The sequence below is a fragment of the Streptomyces sp. NPDC048185 genome, assembly GCF_043202495.1.
Taxonomy (GTDB): Bacteria; Actinomycetota; Actinomycetes; order Streptomycetales; family Streptomycetaceae; genus Streptomyces.
Genome location: NZ_JBIDAN010000003.1, coordinates 572,009 through 593,341 on the forward strand (window position 1 = coordinate 572,009; position 21,333 = coordinate 593,341).

17 protein-coding genes, 1 tRNA gene and 1 pseudogene are annotated in these 21,333 nt (G+C 73.2%); 12 read left to right on the forward strand and 7 right to left on the reverse strand.

What is annotated here, in order from left to right; translation table 11 throughout:
• The first annotated feature begins 17 nt into the window (after positions 1 to 17).
• The 9 genes from ACGF3H_RS13190 to ACGF3H_RS13230 all read left to right on the forward strand — a co-directional run bounded on the left by ACGF3H_RS13190 (position 18) and on the right by ACGF3H_RS13230 (position 12,946).
• On the forward strand, positions 18 to 608 hold the full coding sequence (locus tag ACGF3H_RS13190; protein WP_362490195.1) for a small secreted protein: 591 nt from the start codon (positions 18 to 20) through the stop codon (positions 606 to 608).
• Positions 609 to 693: 85 nt separating this feature from the next.
• Positions 694 to 2,208 (forward strand): methyltransferase, encoded by a 1,515-nt coding sequence (locus ACGF3H_RS13195; protein WP_362490198.1) that lies wholly within the window; start codon positions 694 to 696, stop codon positions 2,206 to 2,208.
• Positions 2,209 to 2,403: 195 nt separating this feature from the next.
• Positions 2,404 to 2,601 carry a hypothetical protein gene (locus ACGF3H_RS13200; RefSeq protein ID WP_362490200.1) on the forward strand — a complete coding sequence of 66 codons (198 nt, stop codon included), beginning with the start codon at positions 2,404 to 2,406 and terminating at the stop codon, positions 2,599 to 2,601.
• Between the two features lie 270 nt (positions 2,602 to 2,871).
• Complete coding sequence (gene topA / locus ACGF3H_RS13205; RefSeq protein WP_362490202.1) at positions 2,872 to 5,718, forward strand: type I DNA topoisomerase; 2,847 nt, start codon at positions 2,872 to 2,874, stop codon at positions 5,716 to 5,718.
• Between the two features lie 135 nt (positions 5,719 to 5,853).
• Positions 5,854 to 9,189, forward strand: a complete 3,336-nt coding sequence (gene tmk / locus ACGF3H_RS13210) for a dTMP kinase (RefSeq protein ID WP_362490204.1) — start codon at positions 5,854 to 5,856, stop codon at positions 9,187 to 9,189.
• Between the two features lie 106 nt (positions 9,190 to 9,295).
• Complete coding sequence (locus tag ACGF3H_RS13215) at positions 9,296 to 10,501, forward strand: DNA polymerase III subunit delta' (RefSeq protein WP_362490206.1); 1,206 nt, start codon at positions 9,296 to 9,298, stop codon at positions 10,499 to 10,501.
• Between the two features lie 125 nt (positions 10,502 to 10,626).
• Complete coding sequence (locus tag ACGF3H_RS13220; RefSeq protein ID WP_362490209.1) at positions 10,627 to 12,234, forward strand: alpha/beta hydrolase; 1,608 nt, start codon at positions 10,627 to 10,629, stop codon at positions 12,232 to 12,234.
• A 106-nt stretch (positions 12,235 to 12,340) separates the two neighbouring features.
• Positions 12,341 to 12,417 (forward strand) — tRNA-Thr (locus tag ACGF3H_RS13225).
• 178 nt (positions 12,418 to 12,595) lie between these two features.
• Positions 12,596 to 12,946 (forward strand): hypothetical protein, encoded by a 351-nt coding sequence (locus tag ACGF3H_RS13230; RefSeq protein WP_362490211.1) that lies wholly within the window; start codon positions 12,596 to 12,598, stop codon positions 12,944 to 12,946.
• Positions 12,947 to 12,953: 7 nt separating this feature from the next.
• Here the strand turns inward: ACGF3H_RS13230 and ACGF3H_RS13235 are convergent, their stop codons facing one another.
• From ACGF3H_RS13235 to ACGF3H_RS13245, 3 genes are all read right to left on the reverse strand, one after another.
• On the reverse strand, positions 12,954 to 14,636 hold the full coding sequence (locus ACGF3H_RS13235; RefSeq protein WP_362490214.1) for a bifunctional 3'-5' exonuclease/DNA polymerase: 1,683 nt from the start codon (positions 14,634 to 14,636) through the stop codon (positions 12,954 to 12,956).
• Between the two features lie 126 nt (positions 14,637 to 14,762).
• Positions 14,763 to 15,527, reverse strand: a complete 765-nt coding sequence (locus tag ACGF3H_RS13240; RefSeq protein WP_362490217.1) for a Clp protease N-terminal domain-containing protein — start codon at positions 15,525 to 15,527, stop codon at positions 14,763 to 14,765.
• A gap of 82 nt (positions 15,528 to 15,609) precedes the next feature.
• The gene (locus tag ACGF3H_RS13245; RefSeq protein WP_362490219.1) at positions 15,610 to 16,242 is read right to left on the reverse strand and encodes a LysE family translocator; all 633 of its coding nucleotides are present in this window, start codon (positions 16,240 to 16,242) and stop codon (positions 15,610 to 15,612) included.
• Positions 16,243 to 16,341: 99 nt separating this feature from the next.
• On the opposite strand from ACGF3H_RS13245, the gene ACGF3H_RS13250 reads away from it, so the two are divergent.
• Positions 16,342 to 17,472 carry a DUF2786 domain-containing protein gene (locus tag ACGF3H_RS13250; RefSeq protein ID WP_362490222.1) on the forward strand — a complete coding sequence of 377 codons (1,131 nt, stop codon included), beginning with the start codon at positions 16,342 to 16,344 and terminating at the stop codon, positions 17,470 to 17,472.
• 7 nt (positions 17,473 to 17,479) lie between these two features.
• On the opposite strand, the gene ACGF3H_RS13255 is transcribed toward ACGF3H_RS13250, so the two are convergent.
• The 3 genes and pseudogenes from ACGF3H_RS13255 to ACGF3H_RS13265 all read right to left on the reverse strand — a co-directional run.
• A complete protein-coding gene (locus ACGF3H_RS13255; protein WP_362490224.1) occupies positions 17,480 to 17,998 on the reverse strand; it encodes a DUF4232 domain-containing protein in 519 nt (172 codons plus the stop codon).
• Between the two features lie 25 nt (positions 17,999 to 18,023).
• Positions 18,024 to 18,641, reverse strand: a complete 618-nt coding sequence (locus ACGF3H_RS13260; protein ID WP_362490227.1) for a hypothetical protein — start codon at positions 18,639 to 18,641, stop codon at positions 18,024 to 18,026.
• A gap of 75 nt (positions 18,642 to 18,716) precedes the next feature.
• Positions 18,717 to 18,915: pseudogene (locus ACGF3H_RS13265) on the reverse strand (30S ribosomal protein S14); the annotation flags it as partial.
• A 371-nt stretch (positions 18,916 to 19,286) separates the two neighbouring features.
• On the opposite strand from ACGF3H_RS13265, the gene ACGF3H_RS13270 reads away from it, so the two are divergent.
• Positions 19,287 to 19,556, forward strand: a complete 270-nt coding sequence (locus ACGF3H_RS13270) for a DUF397 domain-containing protein (RefSeq protein WP_077799099.1) — start codon at positions 19,287 to 19,289, stop codon at positions 19,554 to 19,556.
• A 44-nt stretch (positions 19,557 to 19,600) separates the two neighbouring features.
• Here the strand turns inward: ACGF3H_RS13270 and ACGF3H_RS13275 are convergent, their stop codons facing one another.
• Positions 19,601 to 20,080: an ATP-binding protein gene (locus ACGF3H_RS13275; RefSeq protein WP_362490229.1), complete on the reverse strand. Its 480-nt coding sequence runs from the start codon at positions 20,078 to 20,080 to the stop codon at positions 19,601 to 19,603.
• A 377-nt stretch (positions 20,081 to 20,457) separates the two neighbouring features.
• On the opposite strand from ACGF3H_RS13275, the gene ACGF3H_RS13280 reads away from it, so the two are divergent.
• On the forward strand, positions 20,458 to 21,282 hold the full coding sequence (locus ACGF3H_RS13280; protein WP_362490500.1) for a helix-turn-helix transcriptional regulator: 825 nt from the start codon (positions 20,458 to 20,460) through the stop codon (positions 21,280 to 21,282).
• Positions 21,283 to 21,333 lie beyond the last annotated feature (51 nt).

Consider the following 21,333-nt stretch of genomic DNA (forward strand, 5'->3'; position numbering starts at 1 on the left):
TTCCGGGGCCGAGAGCCATGGAAGGGACCAATCCGGTGAACAAGAAGCTCGCGGCCGCACTGTCCGGCGGTGCGGTACTGGTACTGGCGCTGACGGGATGCAGCAGCGACGACGGCAACGACAAGCTGGACTCCTGGGCCAAGCAGGTCTGCGACGGAGTGCAGCCGCAGGCGAAGAAGATCGAGGCCGCCAACGCCGCGATCCAGAAGGAGACCTCGGACAACAGCACGCCGGAGCAGGTCCAGAAGACCGACGCGAAGGCCTTCCAGGACATGTCCGACGCCTACAAGGCGATGGCCGGCACGGTCCAGAACGCCGGGGCGCCGGACGTCGACGAGGGCGAGAAGAAGCAGCAGGACGCGGTCAAGGAGCTCAACGGCCTCTCGGCGTCCTACGCCTCCCTGAAGAAGCAGGTGGAGGACCTCGACACCAAGGACCAGGCGAAGTTCGCCGACGGTCTCAAGGACGTCGCCACCGAGCTGAACAAGCTCAGCAAGTCCGGCAGCGACGCGCTGAAGACCCTCGAGGAGGGCGAAGTCGGCCAGGCCATGGCCCAGCAGCCCAGCTGCAAGTCGGCCAGCCCGTCGGCAGCGGGGACCGCCGGCTGACGCCACGGCACGTCCGGGGCGGCGGCCGGGAGGGACCGGCCTCCGCCCGGCGGGCGCGACGCGGGACGCGGGCCACAATGGGGGTGTGAGTAACGCCAGCCTCTCCCCCCTGCCCGCCGCCGACCGCACCGACGTCACCGCCCGGCTGCGGGACGCCCTGCTCGGGGCGTCCTTCACCGCCGACGGACTGCTGGAGCTGCTCGGTGCCCCCGCCTACGCGGCGCTGTCGCGCAGCGAGGTCGTGCCCGCGCTCCGGGCCACCCGCGGCGACACGCCGCTGGAGCTGCTCGTCCGGCTCTTCCTCCTCCAGCAACCGGTGCCCCACGCGCGCGCGGCGGACGTCCTGCCCGTCGACGCCTGCCTGGAGAGCGGATGGCTGGTGTCCGTCGACGGCGAGCTGGCGTCCACCGTGGACGTACGGCCGTACGGCGGGCCCGACGGCGAGGACTGGTTCATCGTGTCCGACCTCGGCTGCGCGGTCGGCGGCGCGGGCGGCATCGGGAACCGCGCGGAGGGCGTCGTCCTCGGCGTCGGCGGCGCCTCCACGACCCTCGCCGGCCTCACCGTCCGCACCCCCGTCTCCACCGCCCTCGACCTCGGCACCGGCTCCGGCATCCAGGCGCTGCACGCCGCCCGGCACGCCACGCGCGTGACGGCGACGGACGTCAACCCGCGCGCGCTCCACATCACCGCGCTGACCCTCGCCCTGTCCGGGGCCCCGGCCGCCGACCTGCGGGAGGGCTCGCTCTACGACCCGGTCGACGAGGACGACACCTACGACCTGATCGTGTCCAACCCGCCGTTCGTGATCTCCCCCGGGGCCCGGCTGACCTACCGGGACGGCGGGATGGGCGGGGACGATCTGTGCCGCACGCTCGTTCAGCTGACGGGGGAGCGCCTGAACGAGGGCGGGTTCGCGCACTTCCTCGCCAACTGGCAGCACGTGGAGGGGGAGGACTGGACGGACCGGCTGCGCTCCTGGGTGCCGCGCGGCTGCGACGCGTGGATCGTGCAGCGCGAGGTGCAGGACGTCACGCAGTACGCCGAGCTGTGGCTCAGGGACGCGGGCGACCACCGCGGCGACGAGACCGAGTACGAGGCGCGCTACGACGCGTGGCTGGACGAGTTCGAGGCGCGCAAGGTCAAGGCCGTCGGCTTCGGCTGGATCACGCTGCGCAGGACGGCCGCCGCGGAGCCGTCGATCACGGCGGAGGAGTGGCCGCACCCGATCGAGCAGCCGCTCGGCGAGACGGTGCGGGCGCACTTCGCCCGCCTCGACTACCTGCGCGACCACGACGACGCGGCCCTGCTCGAGGCGCACTTCACGCTGGCCGCCGAGGTCGTCCAGGAGCAGGTCGGCCTGCCCGGCGCCGAGGACCCCGAGCATGTCGTGCTGCGCCAGAACCGCGGCATGCGGCGGGCCACCAGGGTCGACACCGTCGGCGCCGGCTTCGCGGGCGTCTGCGACGGCACCATGAGCGCCGGCCGCATCCTGGACGCCATCGCCCAGCTGGTCGGCGAGGACCCGGTGGCGCTGCGCGACCGCACGCCCGCGCAGATCCGGCTGCTGGTGGAGCAGGGATTCCTGGAACCGGCGTAGGCGTCCGCCGTACCGGCGCGAGGGCCCGGCCCGCCGCCCCGGTGCGCCCCGGCACCGGCGGCGGACCCGGTGGAACGAGCCACGGGCAGGACCTGTCGGCTCCCCGTTCACCCAGGGTTCGCCTGCCCGCCGCCCGCGGGTGACAGCCTCCCGGAGGCTGGGCACTCGCGGACGGAGAAAAGGGGCACGGGGACCATGGAAAGCGGGCCGGCGATCTTCGCGGGAATGGTGTTCGCCCTGTTCGGGGGCGGCCTGCTGGTGTGGACCGCGACACGGGTGCGGCACGGCCGGCCCGTCGCGCTCGGTGTGAGGCCCGTCGCATCGGCGACCGTCGCGAGTGTCGTCGCCGTGGCCGCGCTGGCCGCCGGGGCCTGGTGCCTGACGCGCGTGTGAGGGGCCGGATCCGGACGCCTGCCGCACCCCCGCCCCGGTAATCGGGGGATCGCGCTCCGGATACGCGCATCGTGCCTGGTCGGCACTCCGGGCGGCAGGAACAGGCTTCGTCGGGTTACCGTTCGAGTGGCCGTTGCGGGCTTTTCCCGTTTGACACGGGGGCGGGAGGTACCGTCACACTCCGCAGCGTCACGACCGAAACGCAGCACGACCCGACCCCGGGAGCACTGCCTGGGGAGGCCCCAGCGTCGACCGGAGAGAAGAGCGAAGTTGTCCCCGACCAGCGAGACCGCGAACGGCGGCCGCCGACTCGTCATCGTCGAGTCGCCTGCCAAGGCGAAGACGATCAAGGGCTATCTCGGTCCTGGATACGTCGTCGAGGCGAGCGTCGGGCACATTCGCGACCTTCCCAGCGGCGCCGCGGAGGTGCCGGAGAAGTACACCGGTGAGGTTCGCCGCCTCGGTGTGGACGTCGAACACGACTTCCAGCCGATCTATGTGGTCAACGCGGACAAGAAGGCGCAGGTCAAGAAGCTCAAGGACCTGCTGAAGGACTCCGACGAGCTCTTCCTCGCCACCGATGAGGACCGCGAGGGCGAGGCCATCGCCTGGCACCTCCAGGAAGTCCTCAAGCCGAAGATCCCGGTCAAGCGCATGGTGTTCCACGAGATCACCAAGGACGCGATCCGGGCCGCCGTCGCCAACCCGCGCCAGCTCAACCAGAAGCTCGTCGACGCCCAGGAGACCCGCCGCATCCTCGACCGCCTCTACGGCTACGAGGTCTCGCCGGTCCTGTGGAAGAAGGTCATGCCGCGCCTGTCGGCGGGCCGCGTCCAGTCCGTCGCGACGCGGCTCGTCGTCGAGCGGGAACGCGAGCGCATGGCGTTCCGCTCCGCCGAGTACTGGGACCTGACCGGCACCTTCGCGACCGGCCGGGCGGGCGACGCCTCCGACCCGTCGTCGCTGGTCGCCCGCCTCCAGACGGTCGACGGCCGGCGTGTCGCGCAGGGCCGCGACTTCGACTCCCTGGGACAGCTGAAGAGCGCGAACACCCTCCACCTCGACGAGGCGAACGCCCGCGCGCTCGCCGCGGCGCTGGAGAACACCCGCTTCGCCGTCCGCTCCGTCGAGTCCAAGCCGTACCGCCGCTCGCCGTACGCCCCGTTCCGTACGACGACGCTCCAGCAGGAGGCCTCGCGTAAGCTCGGCTTCGGTGCGAAGGCGACCATGCAGATCGCCCAGAAGCTGTACGAGAACGGCTACATCACCTACATGCGTACGGACTCGACGACGCTGAGCGACACGGCGGTCACCGCCGCCCGCGCCCAGGTCACGCAGCTGTACGGCGCCGACTACCTGCCGGCCCAGCCGCGGACGTACGCCGGCAAGGTCAAGAACGCGCAAGAGGCGCACGAGGCGATCCGCCCCTCCGGCGACCGCTTCCGCACGCCCGCCGAGACCGGTCTGACCGGCGACCAGTTCAAGCTGTACGAACTGATCTGGAAGCGGACCGTCGCCTCCCAGATGAAGGACGCGACCGGCAACAGCGTCACCGTGAAGATCGGCGGCGCGGCCGCCGACGGCCGGAACGTCGAGTTCAGCGCCTCCGGCAAGACGATCACCTTCCACGGCTTCCTGAAGGCCTACGTCGAGGGCGCCGACGACCCGAACGCCGAGCTGGACGACCGCGAGCGCCGGCTGCCGCAGGTCGCCGAGGGCGACGCGCTGACCGCCGACGAGATCACGGTCGACGGTCACGCCACCAAGCCCCCGGCCCGCTACACCGAGGCGTCGCTGGTCAAGGAGCTGGAGGAGCGGGAGATCGGCCGCCCGTCGACGTACGCGTCGATCATCGGCACGATCCTGGACCGCGGCTACGTGTTCAAGAAGGGCACGGCCCTCGTGCCGTCCTTCCTGTCCTTCGCCGTGGTCAACCTCCTGGAGAAGCACTTCGGCCGGCTCGTCGACTACGACTTCACCGCCAAGATGGAGGACGACCTCGACGCCATCGCGCGCGGCGAGGCCCAGTCCGTGCCGTGGCTGAAGCGGTTCTACTTCGGCGAGGGCGCCGGCGAGGGCGGCGCGGCAGACGCCGGCAACGGCGACGGGGACCACCTCGGCGGCCTCAAGGAACTGGTGACCGACCTCGGCGCGATCGACGCCCGCGAGGTGTCGTCGTTCCCCGTCGGCAACGACATCGTGCTGCGCGTCGGGCGCTACGGCCCCTATGTCGAGCGCGGCGAGAAGGACACCGAGCAGCACCAGCGCGCCGACGTCCCCGACGACCTGGCGCCGGACGAGCTGTCCGTCGAGCTGGCGGAGGAGCTGCTCGCCAAGCCGAGCGGCGACTTCGAGCTGGGCACCGACCCGGCCACCGGCCACACCATCGTCGCCAAGGACGGCCGCTACGGCCCCTACGTCACCGAGGTGCTCCCCGAGGGCACCCCCAAGACCGGCAAGAACGCCGTGAAGCCGCGGACGGCCTCGCTGTTCAAGTCGATGTCGCTGGACACGGTGACCCTGGACGACGCCCTGAAGCTGATGTCGCTGCCGCGCGTCGTCGGGACCGACGCCGAGGGCGTCGAGATCACCGCGCAGAACGGCCGCTACGGCCCGTACCTGAAGAAGGGCACGGACTCCAGGTCGCTGACGTCCGAGGAGCAGCTCTTCACGATCACGCTGGAAGAGGCGCTGGCGATCTACGCCCAGCCCAAGCAGCGTGGCCGGGCGGCGGCCAAGCCCCCGCTGAAGGAACTGGGCACCGACCCGGTCAGCGAGAAGCCGGTCGTCGTCAAGGACGGCCGCTTCGGCCCCTACGTCACCGACGGCGAGACCAACGCGACCCTGCGCTCCGGCGACAGCGTCGAGGACATCACGCCGGAGCGCGGCTACGAGCTGCTCGCCGAGAAGCGGGCCAAGGGGCCCGCCAAGAAGACGGCGAAGAAGACCGCGGCGAAGAAGACCACCGCCAAGAAGGCCCCGGCCAAGAAGGCGGCGGCGAAGAAGACCGCGGCCAAGACGACGGCCGCCAAGAGCACGGCAGCCAAGTCGACGGCGAAGAAGACGACGAAGACGGCCGCCAAGAAGGCCGGCGCGTCCCCGGCCTCGGAGGACTGAACCGGGTCCCAGGACCCCGCGCGCGCATGCGCCGCCGTTCGCTGAGCGAACGCCCCGGCATCGATTCGGTGTCGGGGCGTGCGTACGTTCGGCCGGGTACCACGGCCTGTCGGTGCCGCCCGATAGGCTGAACGCATGACGCGAGCCGACCAGCCAACGGCCCCTCACCCCGCCCCGGACGACGCCCTGGTCGCGGACTCCCGCGAGCGTGCCGTCCGCGCCCTGCTGCGCCGACCGCAGCTGAGGCGGTTGTGGAGCGCACAGCTCGTGGGGGGTGTCGGCGACACCCTCGCCCTGCTGGTGCTGGTCCTCCTCGCCGTGCAGGCCGCCATAGGCGCGGGCTCGTTCGGCGGGGGCTACCGGGGCGTGGCGTTCGCAGTGGCGACCGTTTTCGGCGTCCGCGTCCTGGCGACGCTGCTCTTCGGCGCGGTCCTGCTCGGCCCGCTCACCTCGCTCACCTCGCAGGACGGTCCTCTCGACCGCCGCTGGACGATGGTGGGCGCGGACGGTCTGCGGGCGGCGCTGCTGATCGTGGCGCCGCTGTGGATCGACTGGACACCGCAGGACGCCCTCGCCGTCCTGCTGGTGACCGGCTTCGTCACCGGCGTCGCCGAGCGCTTCTGGACCGTGTGCCGGGAGAGCGCGGCCCCCGCGCTGCTGCCCGCGCCGCCCCCGGAGGGCGCGACGGTACGTCCCCTGCCGGACCACATGGACGCCCTGCGCCGCCTGTCGCTGCGCACCGGCTTCGTGGCCATTCCCCTGGCCGCGGCCGTGCTGGTCGTCGCGGGACTGCTGAACAACCTGCTGGGCGCCGGCGTCGACTGGTTCGCCCAGCACCAGGCGGCGCTCGGCTCGTACGTGGCGGCCGGGCTGTTCGCCGCCTCCCTGTCCCTGGTGACCTTCCTCGAACTGCCCGGGACGCGCACGCCGCGCGCCCGGTCGCCGCTGGAGGGCATGCGCCGCCCGAAGACGGCCGCCGGCGTAGACAAGGGCCGCACCGGCGCCCTGCCGCTGCTGGTGTTCGCCTGCGCGGCCGTCGCCGCCGCCGTGTCCGCCGCGGTCGCCGTGGCGGTGCTGCACGCCAAGGACCTGGGCGGCGGCCCGGTGCTGTACGGGCTGGCGGTCGGTGCCCTGACCGGCGGAGTGGTCGTCGGCATCCGCACGGCCCCCGCCCTGCTGCCCTCCCTGTCGCGCCGGCGGCTGCTCGCCCTGGCGATCGCCTTCGTCGGCGTCGCCCTGCTGGCCGCGGGTCTCGTCCCGGACGCCACCAGCGTGCTGCTGCTCCTCGCGCTGGCCGGCGTCGGCGCGGGCGTGGCCGCCAACACCGGGCACGCGCTGCTCGACCAGGAGACCGAGGACCACCGCCGGACGCGGACGACCGAGCACCTGCACGCCGTCGTCCGGGTCTACGTGGCGCTCGGCGCGGTGATCGCACCCGTGGTGGCGGCGGCGATCGGGCCGCACCGGCTGGAGAACGGCAAGTTCGTCTTTGCCCACGGCGGCGCCGCGTTCGTGCTGATGCTGGTCGGCGCGCTGCTGCTGCCGGTGGCCGCGCTGGTGCTGGCCAAGGTCGACGACCGTTCCGGGGTGCCGCTGCGGCACGACCTGAAGGACGCGCTGCTCGGTGGCGACGATCCGGCGCCGACCCCCGCGGCGAACGGTTTCTTCATCGCCCTGGAGGGCGGCGACGGTGCCGGGAAGTCCACCCAGGCGGAGGCGCTCGCCGAGTGGATCCGGGGCAAGGGGCACGAGGTCGTGCTGACGCGCGAGCCGGGTGCGACGCCGGTGGGCAAGCGCCTGCGGTCGATCCTGCTGGACGTCTCCAGCGCCGGTCTGTCGCACCGCGCGGAGGCGCTGCTGTACGCCGCCGACCGCGCGGAGCACGTGGACACCGTGGTCCGGCCCGCGCTGGAGCGCGGCGCCGTGGTCATCTCCGACCGGTACATCGACTCCTCGGTGGCCTACCAGGGCGCCGGCCGCGACCTGTCGCCGACCGAGATCGCCCGGATCAACCGCTGGGCGACCAACGGTCTCGTTCCGCATCTGACGGTCCTGTTGGACGTTCCGCCGGAGACCGCGCGCGAGCGGTTCACCGAGGCGCCGGACCGCCTGGAGTCGGAGCCCGCCGAGTTCCACGCGCGCGTGCGGGCCGGTTTCCTGACGCTGGCCGCCGCCGACCCCGGCCGCTACCTCGTCGTGGACGCGGGCCAGGAGCCCGAGGCCGTCACTACCGTCGTACGGCACCGGCTCGACCAGGTGCTGCCGCTGTCCGAGGCCGAGATCAAGGCCCGGGAGGAGGCGCGCCGCAAGGCCGAGGAGGAGGCCCGGCGAAAGGCCGAGGAGGAGGCCGCGCGCAAGGCCGAGGAGGAGCGCCTGGAGCGTGAGCGCCTCGAGCAGCTGGAGCGGCTGCGCGCCGAGGAGGAGGAGCGCAAGCGGCGCGAGCTGGAGGAGGCGCAGCGGCGCGAGGCCGAGCGGCAGGCCGAGGAGGCCCGGCAGCGGGCCGAGGAAGCACGCCGCCGTGCCGAGGAGGAGCGGGCCCGGCTCCTCGCGGAGGAGAAGGCCCGCGCCGAGGAGGAGGCCCGCCGCCGTGCCGAGGAGGAGCGGCGGCGCAAGCAGGCCGAGGAGGAGGAGCGGCTGCGTGCCGAGGCCGAGGCCCTGCGCCTGGAGAAGCAGCGCAAGGCCGAGGAGGCCCTGATGCGCGCCGAGGAGGCACGCCGGGCGGCCGAGCAGGCGGCGGCCGCGGCGGCGGCGGGCCCCAGGACGGAGGCTCCGCCCGCCGCGGACGCTCCCCGGCGCACTCCGGCCGATGCCGATCCCTCGGACGCGCTGACCGTTCCCACGCCCGTCGTGACGCCGACGAACGCCTCCGGCGGTCCGGTGGAGGACACGGCTGTACTGCGGCCGGTGCGTGACGCTCGGGACGACGAGCGGGGCGAGGGCCAGGGCGCGGACCGGGGCGGCGCCGAGGACCGGGCCCGGGCCGGGCGCCGCGGCGACGGCCGGGCTTCCGGCGTGTCCGAGTCCGAGGTGACGGCCGAGCTGCCCAAGCCGCCGGTGCCGTCCGGCGCCGCGGACGAGACGGCGGTGCTGCCCGCCGTGGAGCCCCGGGCCGCCGACGAGACGGCCGTCCTGCCGCCCGTGACGCCGGGAGCCGCCGACGACACGGCGGTGCTGCCCCCGGTGCGCGGGGACGACCCCGCCGACCGGGTTCCGCCGGGCTACTTCCGGGAGGAGGAGGGCCCGGCAGGGTCCGACGCGTCCGGCGAACGCCAGGAGATCACGCGCGAGCTGCCCCGGGTCGACCCCGGGCAGGCGCCGCCCCGCAGGCGTCGCTCCGACTGGGCCGAGGAGACCCCGCTGGACGATCTGCCGTCACTGGCGGACGAGCTGCTCGGCCCGCGGGACGACGACCGCGACGAGGGCCGCGACGGCGACGGCGGAGGCCGCGGGAGGGGCCGGGGGCGGCGCTGACCGGCGCCTTCCGGCCGGCACGGCGCCCGTTGTCGGAGGCGGCCCCCACAATGGAGGACGTGGCGCAGAGTGTGCGGCGGAGTGTGACGGAAGGACGGCGTGACCCATGACCGTGTGGGACGACCTCGTCGGGCAGGAGAAGGTGAGCGAGCAGCTCGCCGCCGCCGCCCGGGACGCCGACGCCTTCGTCACCGCCGCCGCGGCCGACGGCCCTCTCCCCGGGGCGTCGAGCATGACCCACGCCTGGCTGTTCACCGGCCCGCCCGGGGCGGGGGTGACGCGGACGGCGCGGGCCTTCGCCGCCGCGCTGCAGTGCGTGAGCCCCGACCGCGCCCTCGGCGGGGCCCCCGGCTGCGGCTTCTGCGACGGATGCCACACGGCACTCGTCGGCACCCACGCCGACGTCAGCACGGTGGTCGCGGTGGGTGCGGAGATCCGCGCCCAGGACATGCGGGACACCGTCCGCAAGTCGTTCACCTCACCCGCGAACGGCCGCTGGCAGATCATCCTCGTGGAGGAGGCCGAGCGGCTGAACGAGAAGTCGGCCAACGCCGTCCTCAAGGCAGTCGAAGAGCCCGCCCCCCGCACCGTGTGGATGCTGTGCGCCCCGTCCGTCGAGGACGTCCTGCCCACGATCCGCTCCCGCTGCCGCCACCTGAACCTGCGTACGCCGTCGGTCGCGGCGGTCGCCGACATGCTCGTCCGGCGCGAGGGCATCGAGCCGGGAGCCGCCGAGGCGGCGGCCCGGGCCACCCAGGGGCACATCGACCGGGCCCGCCGGCTGGCCACGGACCCGGCGGCTCGGGCCCGCCGGGCGGCCGTGCTGAAGCTGCCGCTGAGGGTCGAGGACGTCGGCGGCGCCCTCAAGGCGGCCCAGGAGCTCGTCGACGCCGCGGCGGAGGACGCCAAGCAGCTCGCCGAGGAGATGGACGCCAAGGAGACCGAGGAACTCAAGGCGGCTCTCGGCGCGGCCCAGGGCGGCCGGCTGCCGCGCGGCACGGCGGGCGTCATCAAGGACCTGGAGGCGGACCAGAAGCGCCGCAAGGCGCGTACGCAGCGCAACAGCCTGGACCTGGCCCTGAGCGAGCTGACCGGCTTCTACCGCGATGTCCTCGCGTACCAGCTCGGCTCCCGCGTGGCGATCGCGAACGCCGACGCGGCGGACACCCTGGAGCGTCTCGCCCGCGCCGGCACACCCGAGTCCACCCTGCGCCGCATCGAGGCGATCGCCGCCTGCGGAGAGGCCCTCGACCGCAACGTTCCCCCGCTGCTGGCGGTGGAGGCGATGACGATGGCGCTCAGATGCGGCTGAGGCGGGGAGCGGGCCCTTGCGGCTGCCTTGCGGCTGCCTTGCGGCTGTCGAGGTCGAGGTAACACGAACGAGGCACGCCAACCACGTATAGCAATCGGGTCGTCGCGGAGAGTTACGCTCGCTGGATGGACACCAGGCGTACCCACCGCAGAAGCCGTACCGGAACCACCCTGCTCGCCGCCGCGCTGCTCGCCACCGCCTGTACGGCCGGAGGCGCGTCGACGTCGGCCGGTTCTCCGGCCGCGGAGGAGGCGGCCGGAGGGACCGAAGCAGCGCTCAGCACGCTGGCCGCGCTGCCCGAGTCCACGCCGCCGGCCCTCGCCCCGTACTACGGGCAGAAGCTGAGCTGGCGCGACTGCGGCGTCCCCGGCTTCCAGTGCGCCACGATGAAGGCGCCGCTCGACTACGCGAAGCCGGCAGAAGGCGACGTACGCCTCGCCGTGGCCCGCAAGAAGGCCACCGGCCCCGGCGAACGGCTCGGATCGCTGCTGGTGAATCCGGGCGGGCCGGGCGGCTCCGCGATCGGCTACCTCCAGCAGTACGCGGGCATCGGCTACCCGGCGGAGGTCCGCGCCCGGTACGACATGGTGGCCGTCGACCCGCGGGGCGTGGCCGCCAGCGAGCCCGTGAAGTGCCTCGACGGCCGGGATATGGACGCGTACACGCGGACGGACGTCACCCCGGACGACGCGGCGGAGACGGACCGGCTGGTCGACGCCTACAAGGGCTTCGCCGAGGGCTGCGGCGCGAGCGCGCCGAAGCTGCTGCGCCACGTCTCGACCGTCGAGTCGGCCCGCGACATGGACATCCTGCGGGGGGTCCTCGGTGACCGGAAGCTGACGTACGTCGGAGCCTCCTACGGCACGTTCCTGGGGGCGACGTACGCCGGACTGTTCCCGAGCCGGACGGGACGCCTGGTGCTGGACGGCGCGATGGACCCGTCACTGTCCGCGCGCAGCCTGAACCGGGAACAGACGGCGGGCTTCGAGACGGCGTTCCAGTCGTTCGCGAAGGACTGCGTCCGGCAGTCGGACTGCCCGCTCGGCGGCAAGGGCACCTCGCCCGGTCAGGTCGGCACGAACCTGAAGGCCTTCTTCGACGACCTGGACGCCGAGCCGATCCCCACCGGCGACCCCGACCGGCGCACGCTCACCGAGTCCCTGGCCACCACCGGTGTGATCGCGGCGATGTACGACGAGGGCGCCTGGCAGCAGCTGCGGGAGTCGCTCGACGCGGCGATGAAGCAGCGCGACGGCGCCGGCCTGCTGGTCCTGTCGGACAGCTACTACGAGCGCGGGGCCGGCGGCGGCTACAGCAACCTGATGTCCGCGAACGCGGCGGTGAACTGCCTGGACCTCCCGGCGGCCTTCTCCTCCCCGGACCAGGTGCGCACCGCCCTGCCCGACTTCGAGAAGGCGTCGCCCGTCTTCGGCGAGGGCCTGGCCTGGTCCTCGCTGAACTGCGCCTACTGGCCGGTGCACCCGACGGGCGAGCCGCACCGCATCGAGGCGGCGGGGGCGCCGCCGATCGTCGTGGTGGGAACCACCCGCGACCCGGCCACCCCCTACCGCTGGGCCCAGGCCCTGGCCGGCCAGCTCTCCACGGGCCGCCTCCTCACCTACGAGGGCGACGGCCACACCGCCTACGGCCGCGGCAGCACCTGCATCGACTCGGCGATCAACACCTACCTCCTGCGCGGCACCCCACCGGCGGACGGCACGCGCTGCTCGTAACCGCCTCGCCCGCCCCGGAACCCCACCTCCGGGGCGGGTACGAAGCACCCCCGGAAACTGTGTAGACTTACCGACGTTGCTGATCGCACCATGGTGCGCACGGCGCGCCGCCTTAGCTCAGATGGCCAGAGCAACGCACTCGTAATGCGTAGGTCTCGGGTTCGAATCCCGAAGGCGGCTCCACTCGAAGCCCAGCTCGGACACTGTCCGAGCTGGGCTTCCGCGTTTCGGCGGAGCGTGCAGCGGATTCACCCGTTCGGCGGAGGCCGAGTAGCCCGAACGGTTCAGCCGCCCGAGGCTTTACACGTACGCCCGAGATTGGACGATCCGAGCGACCGACGAATTCTCCTCGGAGGTGCGCATGTCCACGCTCATCATGGAAGAGTCCCGGCCCATCACCGCATTCCACCCCGATGACGGCTCGTACACGGCGTATCCCACCACCACGGTGGACGTCATGATCAAGGGCCTCCAGACTCCCCCTCCGCCCGAAGGCTGGGAAGTGTTCGTCCATGTCGGACTCGCCCGGCACGAGGCCGAGCACGCGGAGGTCGGCATCCTTTCGGTGGCCAAGGTGGGCCTCGGGCCGAGCGTGACGTTCGACCCGTGGGAGACAGCGGCTTACGGCCAGATCCTGGGGTTCACCGTCGGGGCTTACGCCCGACACGGTGCCGTGCGGGGCTGGTGGCTCTGGCAGTTGTGGAAGACCTGAGCCCCGCTCACTTGGCGTCCGCGTAGCACTCCACCACCGCCGTCGTGAACGGGAACCGTACCGGCGTCCGGCCGAAGGTGAGCCGGCCCGCCAGGTCGGCCGCCTCGCGGATCGCCGCGACGACGGTGTCGGCCTCCTGGCGCGGACAGTGCACGATCACCTCGTCGTGCTGGAAGAAGACCAGCTCGGCCGACATGTCCGCGCAGGCCTGCCGCAGCGCGGCGAGCATCAGCAGGGCCCAGTCGGCGGCGCTGCCCTGGACGACGAAGTTGCGGGCGAAGCGGCCCCGCGCGCGGGCGTCGGTGGAGGCGTAGCCCGGCACCCACCCCTCGGAGCCGGGTGCGTCCTGGGGGATGCCCGCCTCCTCGGCGGGATCGTCGCCGCTCGTCCCGGCCGCCGGCGGGCAGGTGCGGCCCAGCCAGGTCCGCACGAGCCGGCCCTCCTCACCCGCGCGGGCCGCGTCGTCGACGTACGCCACCGCCCGGGGGAAGCGGCGTCTGAGTGCGGCGAGGTTCTTCAGGCCGTCGCCGGAGGTCTGGCCGTACACCGCGCCGAGCACGGCGATCTTCGCCTTGTCGCGGTCCCCGGAGAAGGCCCGGTCGGACACCGCCTGGTAGAGGTCGGTCTCCCGGCCGGCCACCTCCATCAGCCCGGGGTCGCGGGAGATGGCGGCGAGGACGCGCGGCTCCATCTGGTCGGCGTCGGCGACGACGAGGCACCAGCCCGGGTCGGCCACGGCGGCCCGCCGGATCACCTTGGGGATCTGCAGCGCGCCCCCGCCGTTGGTCACCCACCGCCCGGTGACGGTGCCGCCGGCGAGGAACTCGGGGCGGAAGCGTCCGTCGCGCACCCAGTCCTGCAGCCAGGACCAGCCGTGGGCGACCCAGATCCGGTACAGCTTCTTGTAGGCGAGCAGGGGCTTCACGGCCGGGTGGTCGACCGATTCCAGCTCCCAGCGCCGGGTGGAGCCGACCTTGATCCCGGCCCGGGCGAACGCCTTGACGACGTCGGCGGGCAGATCGGGCCGCACCCGGTGCCCGAAGGCGGCGGACACCTCGTCCGCCAGCTCGGCCAGGCGGCGCGGCTCGCCCCCGCCCGCATACCGCTCGCCGAGCAGGTCGTGGAGTACCTCGCGGTGCACGTCGGCCCGCCAGGGCAGTCCGGCGCGGTTCATCTCCGCGGCGACCAGCATCCCCGCCGACTCGGCCGCCGTCAGCAGCCGCAGCCGGTCGGGGTGCGCGGACCGGTCGTGGCGGCGCTGCTGCTCGGCGTAGACGGCGAGGAGGTCGTCCAGGGGGACGTGCACGCCGCGCGGTTCGAAGAGCGGGGACTGGGCGCCCGGTTCGGCGGAGCGCTGGGGCGGGTCGGGCGGCACGGGGCCGCCGCGCAGCCGGGCGAGGGCGGCGGCGGCCGAGTGCGGCTGCCCGTACCTCCCCTCGTGGCCGAGCAGGAGGGTCTCGGCGGCCTCCACGTCGTAGCAACGCTCCACTCGCACCCCCGCGCCCAGCAGGCGTGGAGAGACCTCCGCGGTCGAGCGCCACACCCACCGGGCGACGTCCGGCCGGGCGCGTACGGATGCGGCGAGGTCGGGCTCCCGCCGCACCGGTCCGGCGGGCAGCCCGTCGCGGCCGAGGGGGGCGACGTCCACGCCACCGTCCTCGGCCGCGGCGAGCGCCCACCGTTCGGCCATGCCGCGAGTGTGACAGGCGGGTCTGACAACGGCCCGGTGGCGCGGATCGGGTTGCGGACCCCGGCGCGGACCAAGGCGCGGACCAGGGTGCGGATCGGGTGGCGGCCCTGCTTCGGGCGTTCCCCCTCAGCTCTCCTCCGCCCCGGCGGCCCCCTGCCCCGACTCCTCGGCCGTCTTCAGGAACTGGGCCACCGTCTCGGTGACGTACCGCTCGGCCGCCTCCTTGCCGATGCCGAGGCCGCTCAGCACGCCCTCTCCGTGCTCGTGCTCCAGCAGGGCGAGCAGGATGTGCTCGGTGCCGATGTAGTTGTGGCCGAGGCGCAGGGCCTCGCGGAAGGTGAGCTCCAGGACCTTCTTGGCGGCCGGCCCGTAGGGCACCAGCTCCGGGACCTTCTCGGCGGCCGGCGGGAGCGCCGCCGTGGCCGCCTCGCGGACCGCGTCGAGGGGGACGCCCTGCTGGGCGATCGCCTTGGCGGCGAGTCCTTCGCGCTCGGTGAGCACGCCGAGGACCAGGTGTTCGGGCAGGCCCTCGGTGGCGCCCGCGGCCACGGCCTCGTGGTGCGCGGCCATCACCGCGCTGCGCGCGCGGGGCGTGTAGCGGCTGAAGCCCTGGCTCGCGTCGAGGTCGGCCGACTCCTTGGGCACGAAGCGCTTCTGCGCCGCCTGGCGGGTGACGCCCATGCGCCTGCCGATGTCCGTCCAGGACGCGCCCGAACGCCGGGCCTGGTCCACGAAGTGGCCGATGAGGTGGTCGGCCACCTCGCCGAGGTGCTCGCCGGCGATGACGGCGTCCTGGAGCTGTTCGAGCGGCTCCGCGTGCGCCGTCTTGATGGCGTTGATGAGGTCGTCGAGACGTACGGATGACGTGATGCTGCTCGGGTTCGTCGTCATGTGTCAACCGTAGGTTGCACCCCCGGTGTCGTCAACCGATGGTTGACAGTGTCCAGGAGGCAGGAGCAGTGTCCTGACGCGACTACTTCGGCGAGGCCACCACCAGCCGCACCGCCAGCCCGGTGAACACCGTCCCGGAGGCGATGTTCAGCCAGCGGTTCACCCGGGCGCTGCGCCCGAGCAGGGTCGCCAGCCGGCCGGACAGCAGCCCCACGAAGCCGTCCCACAGGAAGCCCATCACCACGAGCGTGCCGCCGAGCAGCAGCAGCTGACCGGAGACGTGCCCCAGGGCGGGGTCGACGAACTGCGGCAGGAACGCCACGTTGAAGAGGATCACCTTGGGATTGAGCAGATTGGTGATCGCGCCCTGCCAGAAGGCCCGCCGCATCCCCGGCCCGCGGGGCGCGGCCGGATCGTCACCCGGCACCGACCGGTCCCGGAAGGCCTTCACCGCCAGCCAGAGCAGGTAGGCCGCGCCCGCCCAGCGCAGCACGTGGTACAGCGTCGGCAGCGCTGTGAACAGCGCCGACAGGCCGAGCGCCGCGGCGACCGCGTGCACCAGCATCGCGCACGCCACCCCGGACGCGGCCACGACGCCCGCGGCGGGACCGCCCCGCCCGCCCATCGCCACGATGAACATCGTGTCGGGCCCCGGAGTGACGCACAGCGCGAAGGCGGCGACGAGGAACGCCGCGTAGAGAGTCGTATCCACCATGCGCCTCATGCTCGACGCCGCGGGCCCCGGCCGACGACCGAATTACGCGCAGTGAGAGACGACGCGGCCCCGGATCCGGGGGCGTGGCACCATCTCCGGGTGAGTACGTCCAGCACCGTCGACCGTGCCTTCCGGGCCGCCCTGTACGACACCGACGACACCGCCCTCGACACCGCGGCCTCGCTGCTCGCGGCCGACCCGGCGGCCGACGCCGAACTGGACCGGCGGGGCGCGGAGTTCGTGGCCACGGCCTGGCGGCGCGGCTGGCAGCCCGCCGACGTCGTACGGATCGTGCGGCGCGAGCTGGACGACGTGCACGTCCTGCTGGTGGCCCGGCTGGTCCGGGCCCAGGCGGCGCAGGACCGTCCGCGCGGCCCTCGCTGGGCCGCCCAGCTCGAGGATCTGCCGGACAGGGCGGCGCCCCGCACCGACCGCTTCTCGCACGCCACCGCCGTACTGGAGCTCTACCGCCTGCTGCTGCGCCTGCCCGTGCTGGAGCCGCTGGACGCGGGGGCGCCGCGTCACGGACCCCGGCCGGAGTCCCGCGCCCTCGCCCGCATCCGCGCGCTGCTCGCCAAGGCGGAGGCGACCGGCTATCCGCAGGAGGCGGAGGCACTCAGCGCCAAGGCCCAGGAGCTGATGGCCCGGCACAGCGTCGACGAGGCGCTGCTGTCGGCGCACGCGCCCTCGCCCGATGCGCCGGGCGCCTGCCGGATCGGGGTGGAGCCGCCCTACGAGCAGGCCAAGGCGGTGCTGCTGGACGCGGTGGCCGACGCCAATCACTGCCGGGCCGTGTGGAACGAGGCCCTCGGTTTCTCCACCGTGGTCGGCTTCGAGACCGACCTGGAGGCGGTCGAGCTCCTCTACACCTCCCTGCTGGTGCAGGCCGAGACGGCGATGACGAAGGCGGAGGCCGCCCAGCGCGCCGGCGGGCGCAAGCGGACCAAGACCTTCCGTCAGTCGTTCCTCGCCGCCTACGCCCACCGTGCGGGCACCCGTCTGAGGGCCGTCGCCGAGCGGACGGCCGCCGAGACCGGGGCGGCCGACGCCGATCTGCTCCCGGTCCTCGCCTCCCGCGAGGTCGCGGTCACCGACCGCCTGGAACGGATGTTCCCGGAGACCACCACGACCCGGCTGCGGGGCGCCGACGACGCGGCCGGCTGGACGGAGGGCACCCGCGCGGCCGACCGGGCCCAGGTCGGCCACCGGCGCCCGTTGCCCGGACAGTAGCCGCCGGTCAGTCCCCGGCGCGCTGGAAGGCGCTCACCGTGGCGTCCGGCGCCTCGCCCTCCGTCGCCACCTCGCCGTACGACCACGGGAAGCGGTGGGTGGTGGCGTCACCGGGCAAAGCGAACTCGGCGGACGACACGGCGAGGCCGCCGGTGCCGCCCCGCACGTAGGTCAGGGTGAAGGTGGCCGTGCCGTCCGCGGTGAGGTTCAGGCGCTGTGCGGTGGCGGCCTCGTCCGCGGGGACCTCGGCCGGTGTGCCGTCCGCGGTGAGGGTGACGGCGGGGAAGCCGTCGAGCGTGCACGCCGGGCCGCGGTTGGTGAGGTTCACGGCGACGGTGCCCGTGTCCCCGGCGGCCGGAGCGGGGCTCGGCGCGATGTCCACGCCCATCTCCGCGATCCGGCAGGCGACGGGGCCGCGGTCGTCGGTGCTCTCGCTGCTGCCGCCCCCGGCACCGCTGTCGCAGGCGGTGAGGAGGAGTGCCGCGGTGACGGCGGCGGCGACGAGGGCCGGCTCGGTGGTGCGCATGGTGTGGTTCCTTCGTGCGTGCGGTTCAGGAGCCCAGGCCGGCCGTCGGCAGGCCGGGCGGCAGGGACCCGCCCTCGGACTTGGTGTACGTCTCCTCGCCCGCGGCGCCCTGCCACTTGACCTTCAGCGACGTCCCGTCGACGGACACGACCGTTCCGTTCGCCCGGTCGTCGCTGCCGTCGGTGCACTTCAGGCGGATGGTGCGGGTGCCGGACTCCTCGCCCGCGGTGCCGCTGCACACCGAGCCGCCCGTGGCGAAGAGGGCGGCCTTGTCGCCGGTGACCATCAGGGCGACGGCGTGGCCGTCGGCGGTGGCCAGCCAGCTGCCCTCCAGCTCACCGGCGGCGGACGGCGACCCGCCGGCGGTACCGCCCGTGTCGGCGCTCGCCGAGGCGCTGGGCGCGGCCGACGACGCGCCGTCCTTGCCCGGGTCGCCGTCGGAGTCACCGCCGTCGGTGCACGCGGTCAGCGCCAGTGCGCCCACCAGAGCGACGGCCGCGGCAGCAGCTCGGACGGAGCGCCGCGCACCCCCGCGGGCGCCGCCGGAGCCGTCCGCTCGGACAGCCGCGCACGCCCCCTCCGCCGTCGTCGCGTTCGCCGTACTCGCCGTACTCGCCGTGGTCTCCGCAGTCACCAGTGTCACCGCACGCTCCAAGCTGTAGCCGGACGGCCGGGTGGGCCCCGCGTCAGCCGCAAGCTACCAGGACGCCGTGCGAACTCACGCCAGATGCCCGGCGTCCACCTGCTCACGCAGGTTGACCCGGGACAGGACGAAGCCGCGGAAGCGGCCGTGCGGGTGCCCGTCGGCCGGGTCGAGGTAGCGCACGCGCGTGGGGGGTCGCGTTCCGGGCCCGGTGGCGCGACTCGCACTGCGCGGCGAGCCGTTCGGCCCCGGTGGACGACGGCCTGCGGAGGACTGCCGCGGTTCGGTCCGGTGCGCGGCGCCGGGAGATGGCGTTGCTGCCGTACGTACTCCGCTGACCTGCGGCGTCCTCGCCGACGCGCCGACGGCACACCGCCGGCACCGGGGCCCGCTCCGCCGACCGACCCCCGTGTGTTGTTGCATGTTCTCCAATTCCGGGGGCAGACGCGGGAACGACTTCTTCGGAGCGGGCGTCAAAGAGGGCAAGGGCTTTCGGTGATGCGGCCGTCAGCGCTGTAACCGGAGGAACACCGCGCGTGCACGTGCATTTGCTCATGCATCGGCACGTGATCAAGGTTATGATCCGGACCAGTTGACCGCTGCATCAATGGCCACACCAGCCAGTGCACCACCGGGGAGCGACCTGTGGACCACGACGTGTACGACGTTGACGACGCGTCCGGCGTGTACAACGGCATGGCCGCCACGCAGCTGCACGACGTGGCCTGGCAGAAGAGCCGGCACAGCAACTCGCAGGGCTCCTGCGTGGAGTTCGCGCGGCTGCCCGACGGCGGTGTCGCCGTGCGCAATTCCCGTTTCCCGGACGGCCCCGCGCTCGTCTACACGCGTGCCGAGATCGAGGCCATGCTGCTGGGCGTCAAGGACGGCGAGTTCGACCACCTGATCGCGAGCTGATCGCGAGCTGCCGACGCCGCCCCCGACGACAACACGTCGAACGGTCAGTCGACGGGCCGCTGGAGCCGGAACAGCGCCCAGACGACCTTGCCCCCGAGCGTGCCGGCGAGCGGGTGCCAGCCCCAGCTGTCGCTGAAGGAGTCGACGAGGAACAGGCCGCGGCCCGACTCCGCCGAGAAGTCGTCGGTGTCCCGGGCGACCGGGCTGTCGTGGCTGGGATCGCGCACGGCGCACACCAGGCGCTCGGTCCAGCGCATCAGATGCAGCCGTACGGGACCGTTCCGGTCGGCCAGTCGCGGGGTGTCGGCCGGCAGGGCGTGCCGCAGGGCGTTGGTGACGAGCTCGGACACGACGAGGCAGACGTCGTCGAATCGGTCGCCCATCTCCCAGCCGTCGAGTGTCCCGCGGGTGAACCGGCGGGCCTCGCGCACCGCCTCGTAGCGGGGCGGCAGGGCGCACGAGGCGGCGTTGGAGACGGCCGCGGGGTCGAGTGGGGGAAGGCCCTGCCGTAACGGCTCGAGCATGGTCGATCCATTCGTCCCCATGCGAGGCACTCCCGGGAATTCGCGGTCGTAGCGATGCGGCGCGGTGGTGCGGGACCATGGTTTCGGAAGCCCACCGCAGATGCAAGGGCAGATGCACGTGCACGTGACCGAAATGGACATGCCCGTACCGCTTGTTGGGCAATTTTTCCGTCACCTTCGCGCCGCCTTCACCTCGCATCCCGAACGGACGGCGTCAACTCCCGGACCCTTCCTGCGCGTTCTCTTTGGCTCGATTCCGTTTCCGTAACCGGACGAGTACTGCTCGGAGTGTTTTAGTGGCAGACTTCGGCCCCTGAAGACGGTTGGGGAGGCTGGCGAACGTGAGCGCGGGAGAGCCCGGATCGGTGGTGCGGCGCATGCTGCTCGGGTCACAACTCAGGCGACTGCGTGAGACGCGGGGGATCACGCGCGAGGCGGCGGGCTACTCGATCCGCGCCTCGGAATCGAAGATCAGCCGGATGGAGCTGGGCCGGGTGAGCTTCAAGACGAGGGACGTCGAGGACCTGCTGACGCTGTACGGCATCACGGACGAGCAGGAGCGCGCCTCCCTGCTCTCCCTGGCCAAAGAGGCCAACGTCGCGGGCTGGTGGCACAGTTACTCCGACGTACTGCCCAGCTGGTTCCCCACCTATGTGGGCCTCGAGGGGGCCGCGTCGCTGATCCGCGTGTACGAGGTGCAGTTCGTGCACGGCCTGCTGCAGACCGAGGAGTACGCCCGCGCGGTCGTCCGGCGCGGCATGAAGGGCGCGAGCGAGGAGGACGTCGAGCGGCGGGTGGCGCTGCGCCTGGAGCGGCAGAAACACCTCGTCTCCGAGAACGCCCCCGAGTTCCACATCGTCCTGGACGAGGCCGCGCTGCGCCGTCCGTACGGCGACCGGGCGGCGATGCGCGGACAGCTCCAGCACCTGATCGACATGTCGGAACGTCCCAATGTGCGGCTTCAGGTCATGCCGTTCGGCTTCGGCGGGCACTCCGGCGAAAGTGGCGCGTTCACGCTCCTCAGCTTCCCCGAGTCCGACCTCTCGGACGTCGTGTACCTGGAGCAGCTCACGAGTGCCCTGTACCTGGACAAGCGCGAGGACGTCACCCAGTACGAGACGGCGCTGAAGGAGCTCCAGCAGGACAGTCCGGGACCCGACGAGAGCCGGGACCTTCTGCGGGGACTTCTCCAACTCACTTGAAACGTAAGTACGATGACGCCCGACCAGGCGGCTCGCTCGCGGGGGCTGCGG

Excerpts from the sequence above, each read along its gene's own strand:
- ACGF3H_RS13190 (WP_362490195.1), top strand. The coding sequence starts at position 18 with ATGGAAGGGACCAATCCGGTGAACAAGAAGCTCGCGGCCGCACTGTCC.
- ACGF3H_RS13200 (WP_362490200.1), top strand. The coding sequence starts at position 2,404 with ATGGAAAGCGGGCCGGCGATCTTCGCGGGAATGGTGTTCGCCCTGTTC.
- tmk (WP_362490204.1), top strand. The coding sequence starts at position 5,854 with ATGACGCGAGCCGACCAGCCAACGGCCCCTCACCCCGCCCCGGACGAC.
- ACGF3H_RS13215 (WP_362490206.1), top strand. The coding sequence starts at position 9,296 with ATGACCGTGTGGGACGACCTCGTCGGGCAGGAGAAGGTGAGCGAGCAG.
- ACGF3H_RS13220 (WP_362490209.1), top strand. The coding sequence starts at position 10,627 with ATGGACACCAGGCGTACCCACCGCAGAAGCCGTACCGGAACCACCCTG.
- ACGF3H_RS13230 (WP_362490211.1), top strand. The coding sequence starts at position 12,596 with ATGTCCACGCTCATCATGGAAGAGTCCCGGCCCATCACCGCATTCCAC.
- ACGF3H_RS13235 (WP_362490214.1), bottom strand. The coding sequence starts at position 14,636 with ATGGCCGAACGGTGGGCGCTCGCCGCGGCCGAGGACGGTGGCGTGGAC.
- ACGF3H_RS13240 (WP_362490217.1), bottom strand. The coding sequence starts at position 15,527 with ATGACGACGAACCCGAGCAGCATCACGTCATCCGTACGTCTCGACGAC.
- ACGF3H_RS13245 (WP_362490219.1), bottom strand. The coding sequence starts at position 16,242 with ATGGTGGATACGACTCTCTACGCGGCGTTCCTCGTCGCCGCCTTCGCG.
- ACGF3H_RS13255 (WP_362490224.1), bottom strand. The coding sequence starts at position 17,998 with ATGCGCACCACCGAGCCGGCCCTCGTCGCCGCCGCCGTCACCGCGGCA.
- ACGF3H_RS13275 (WP_362490229.1), bottom strand. The coding sequence starts at position 20,080 with ATGCTCGAGCCGTTACGGCAGGGCCTTCCCCCACTCGACCCCGCGGCC.
- ACGF3H_RS13280 (WP_362490500.1), top strand. The coding sequence starts at position 20,458 with ATGCTGCTCGGGTCACAACTCAGGCGACTGCGTGAGACGCGGGGGATC.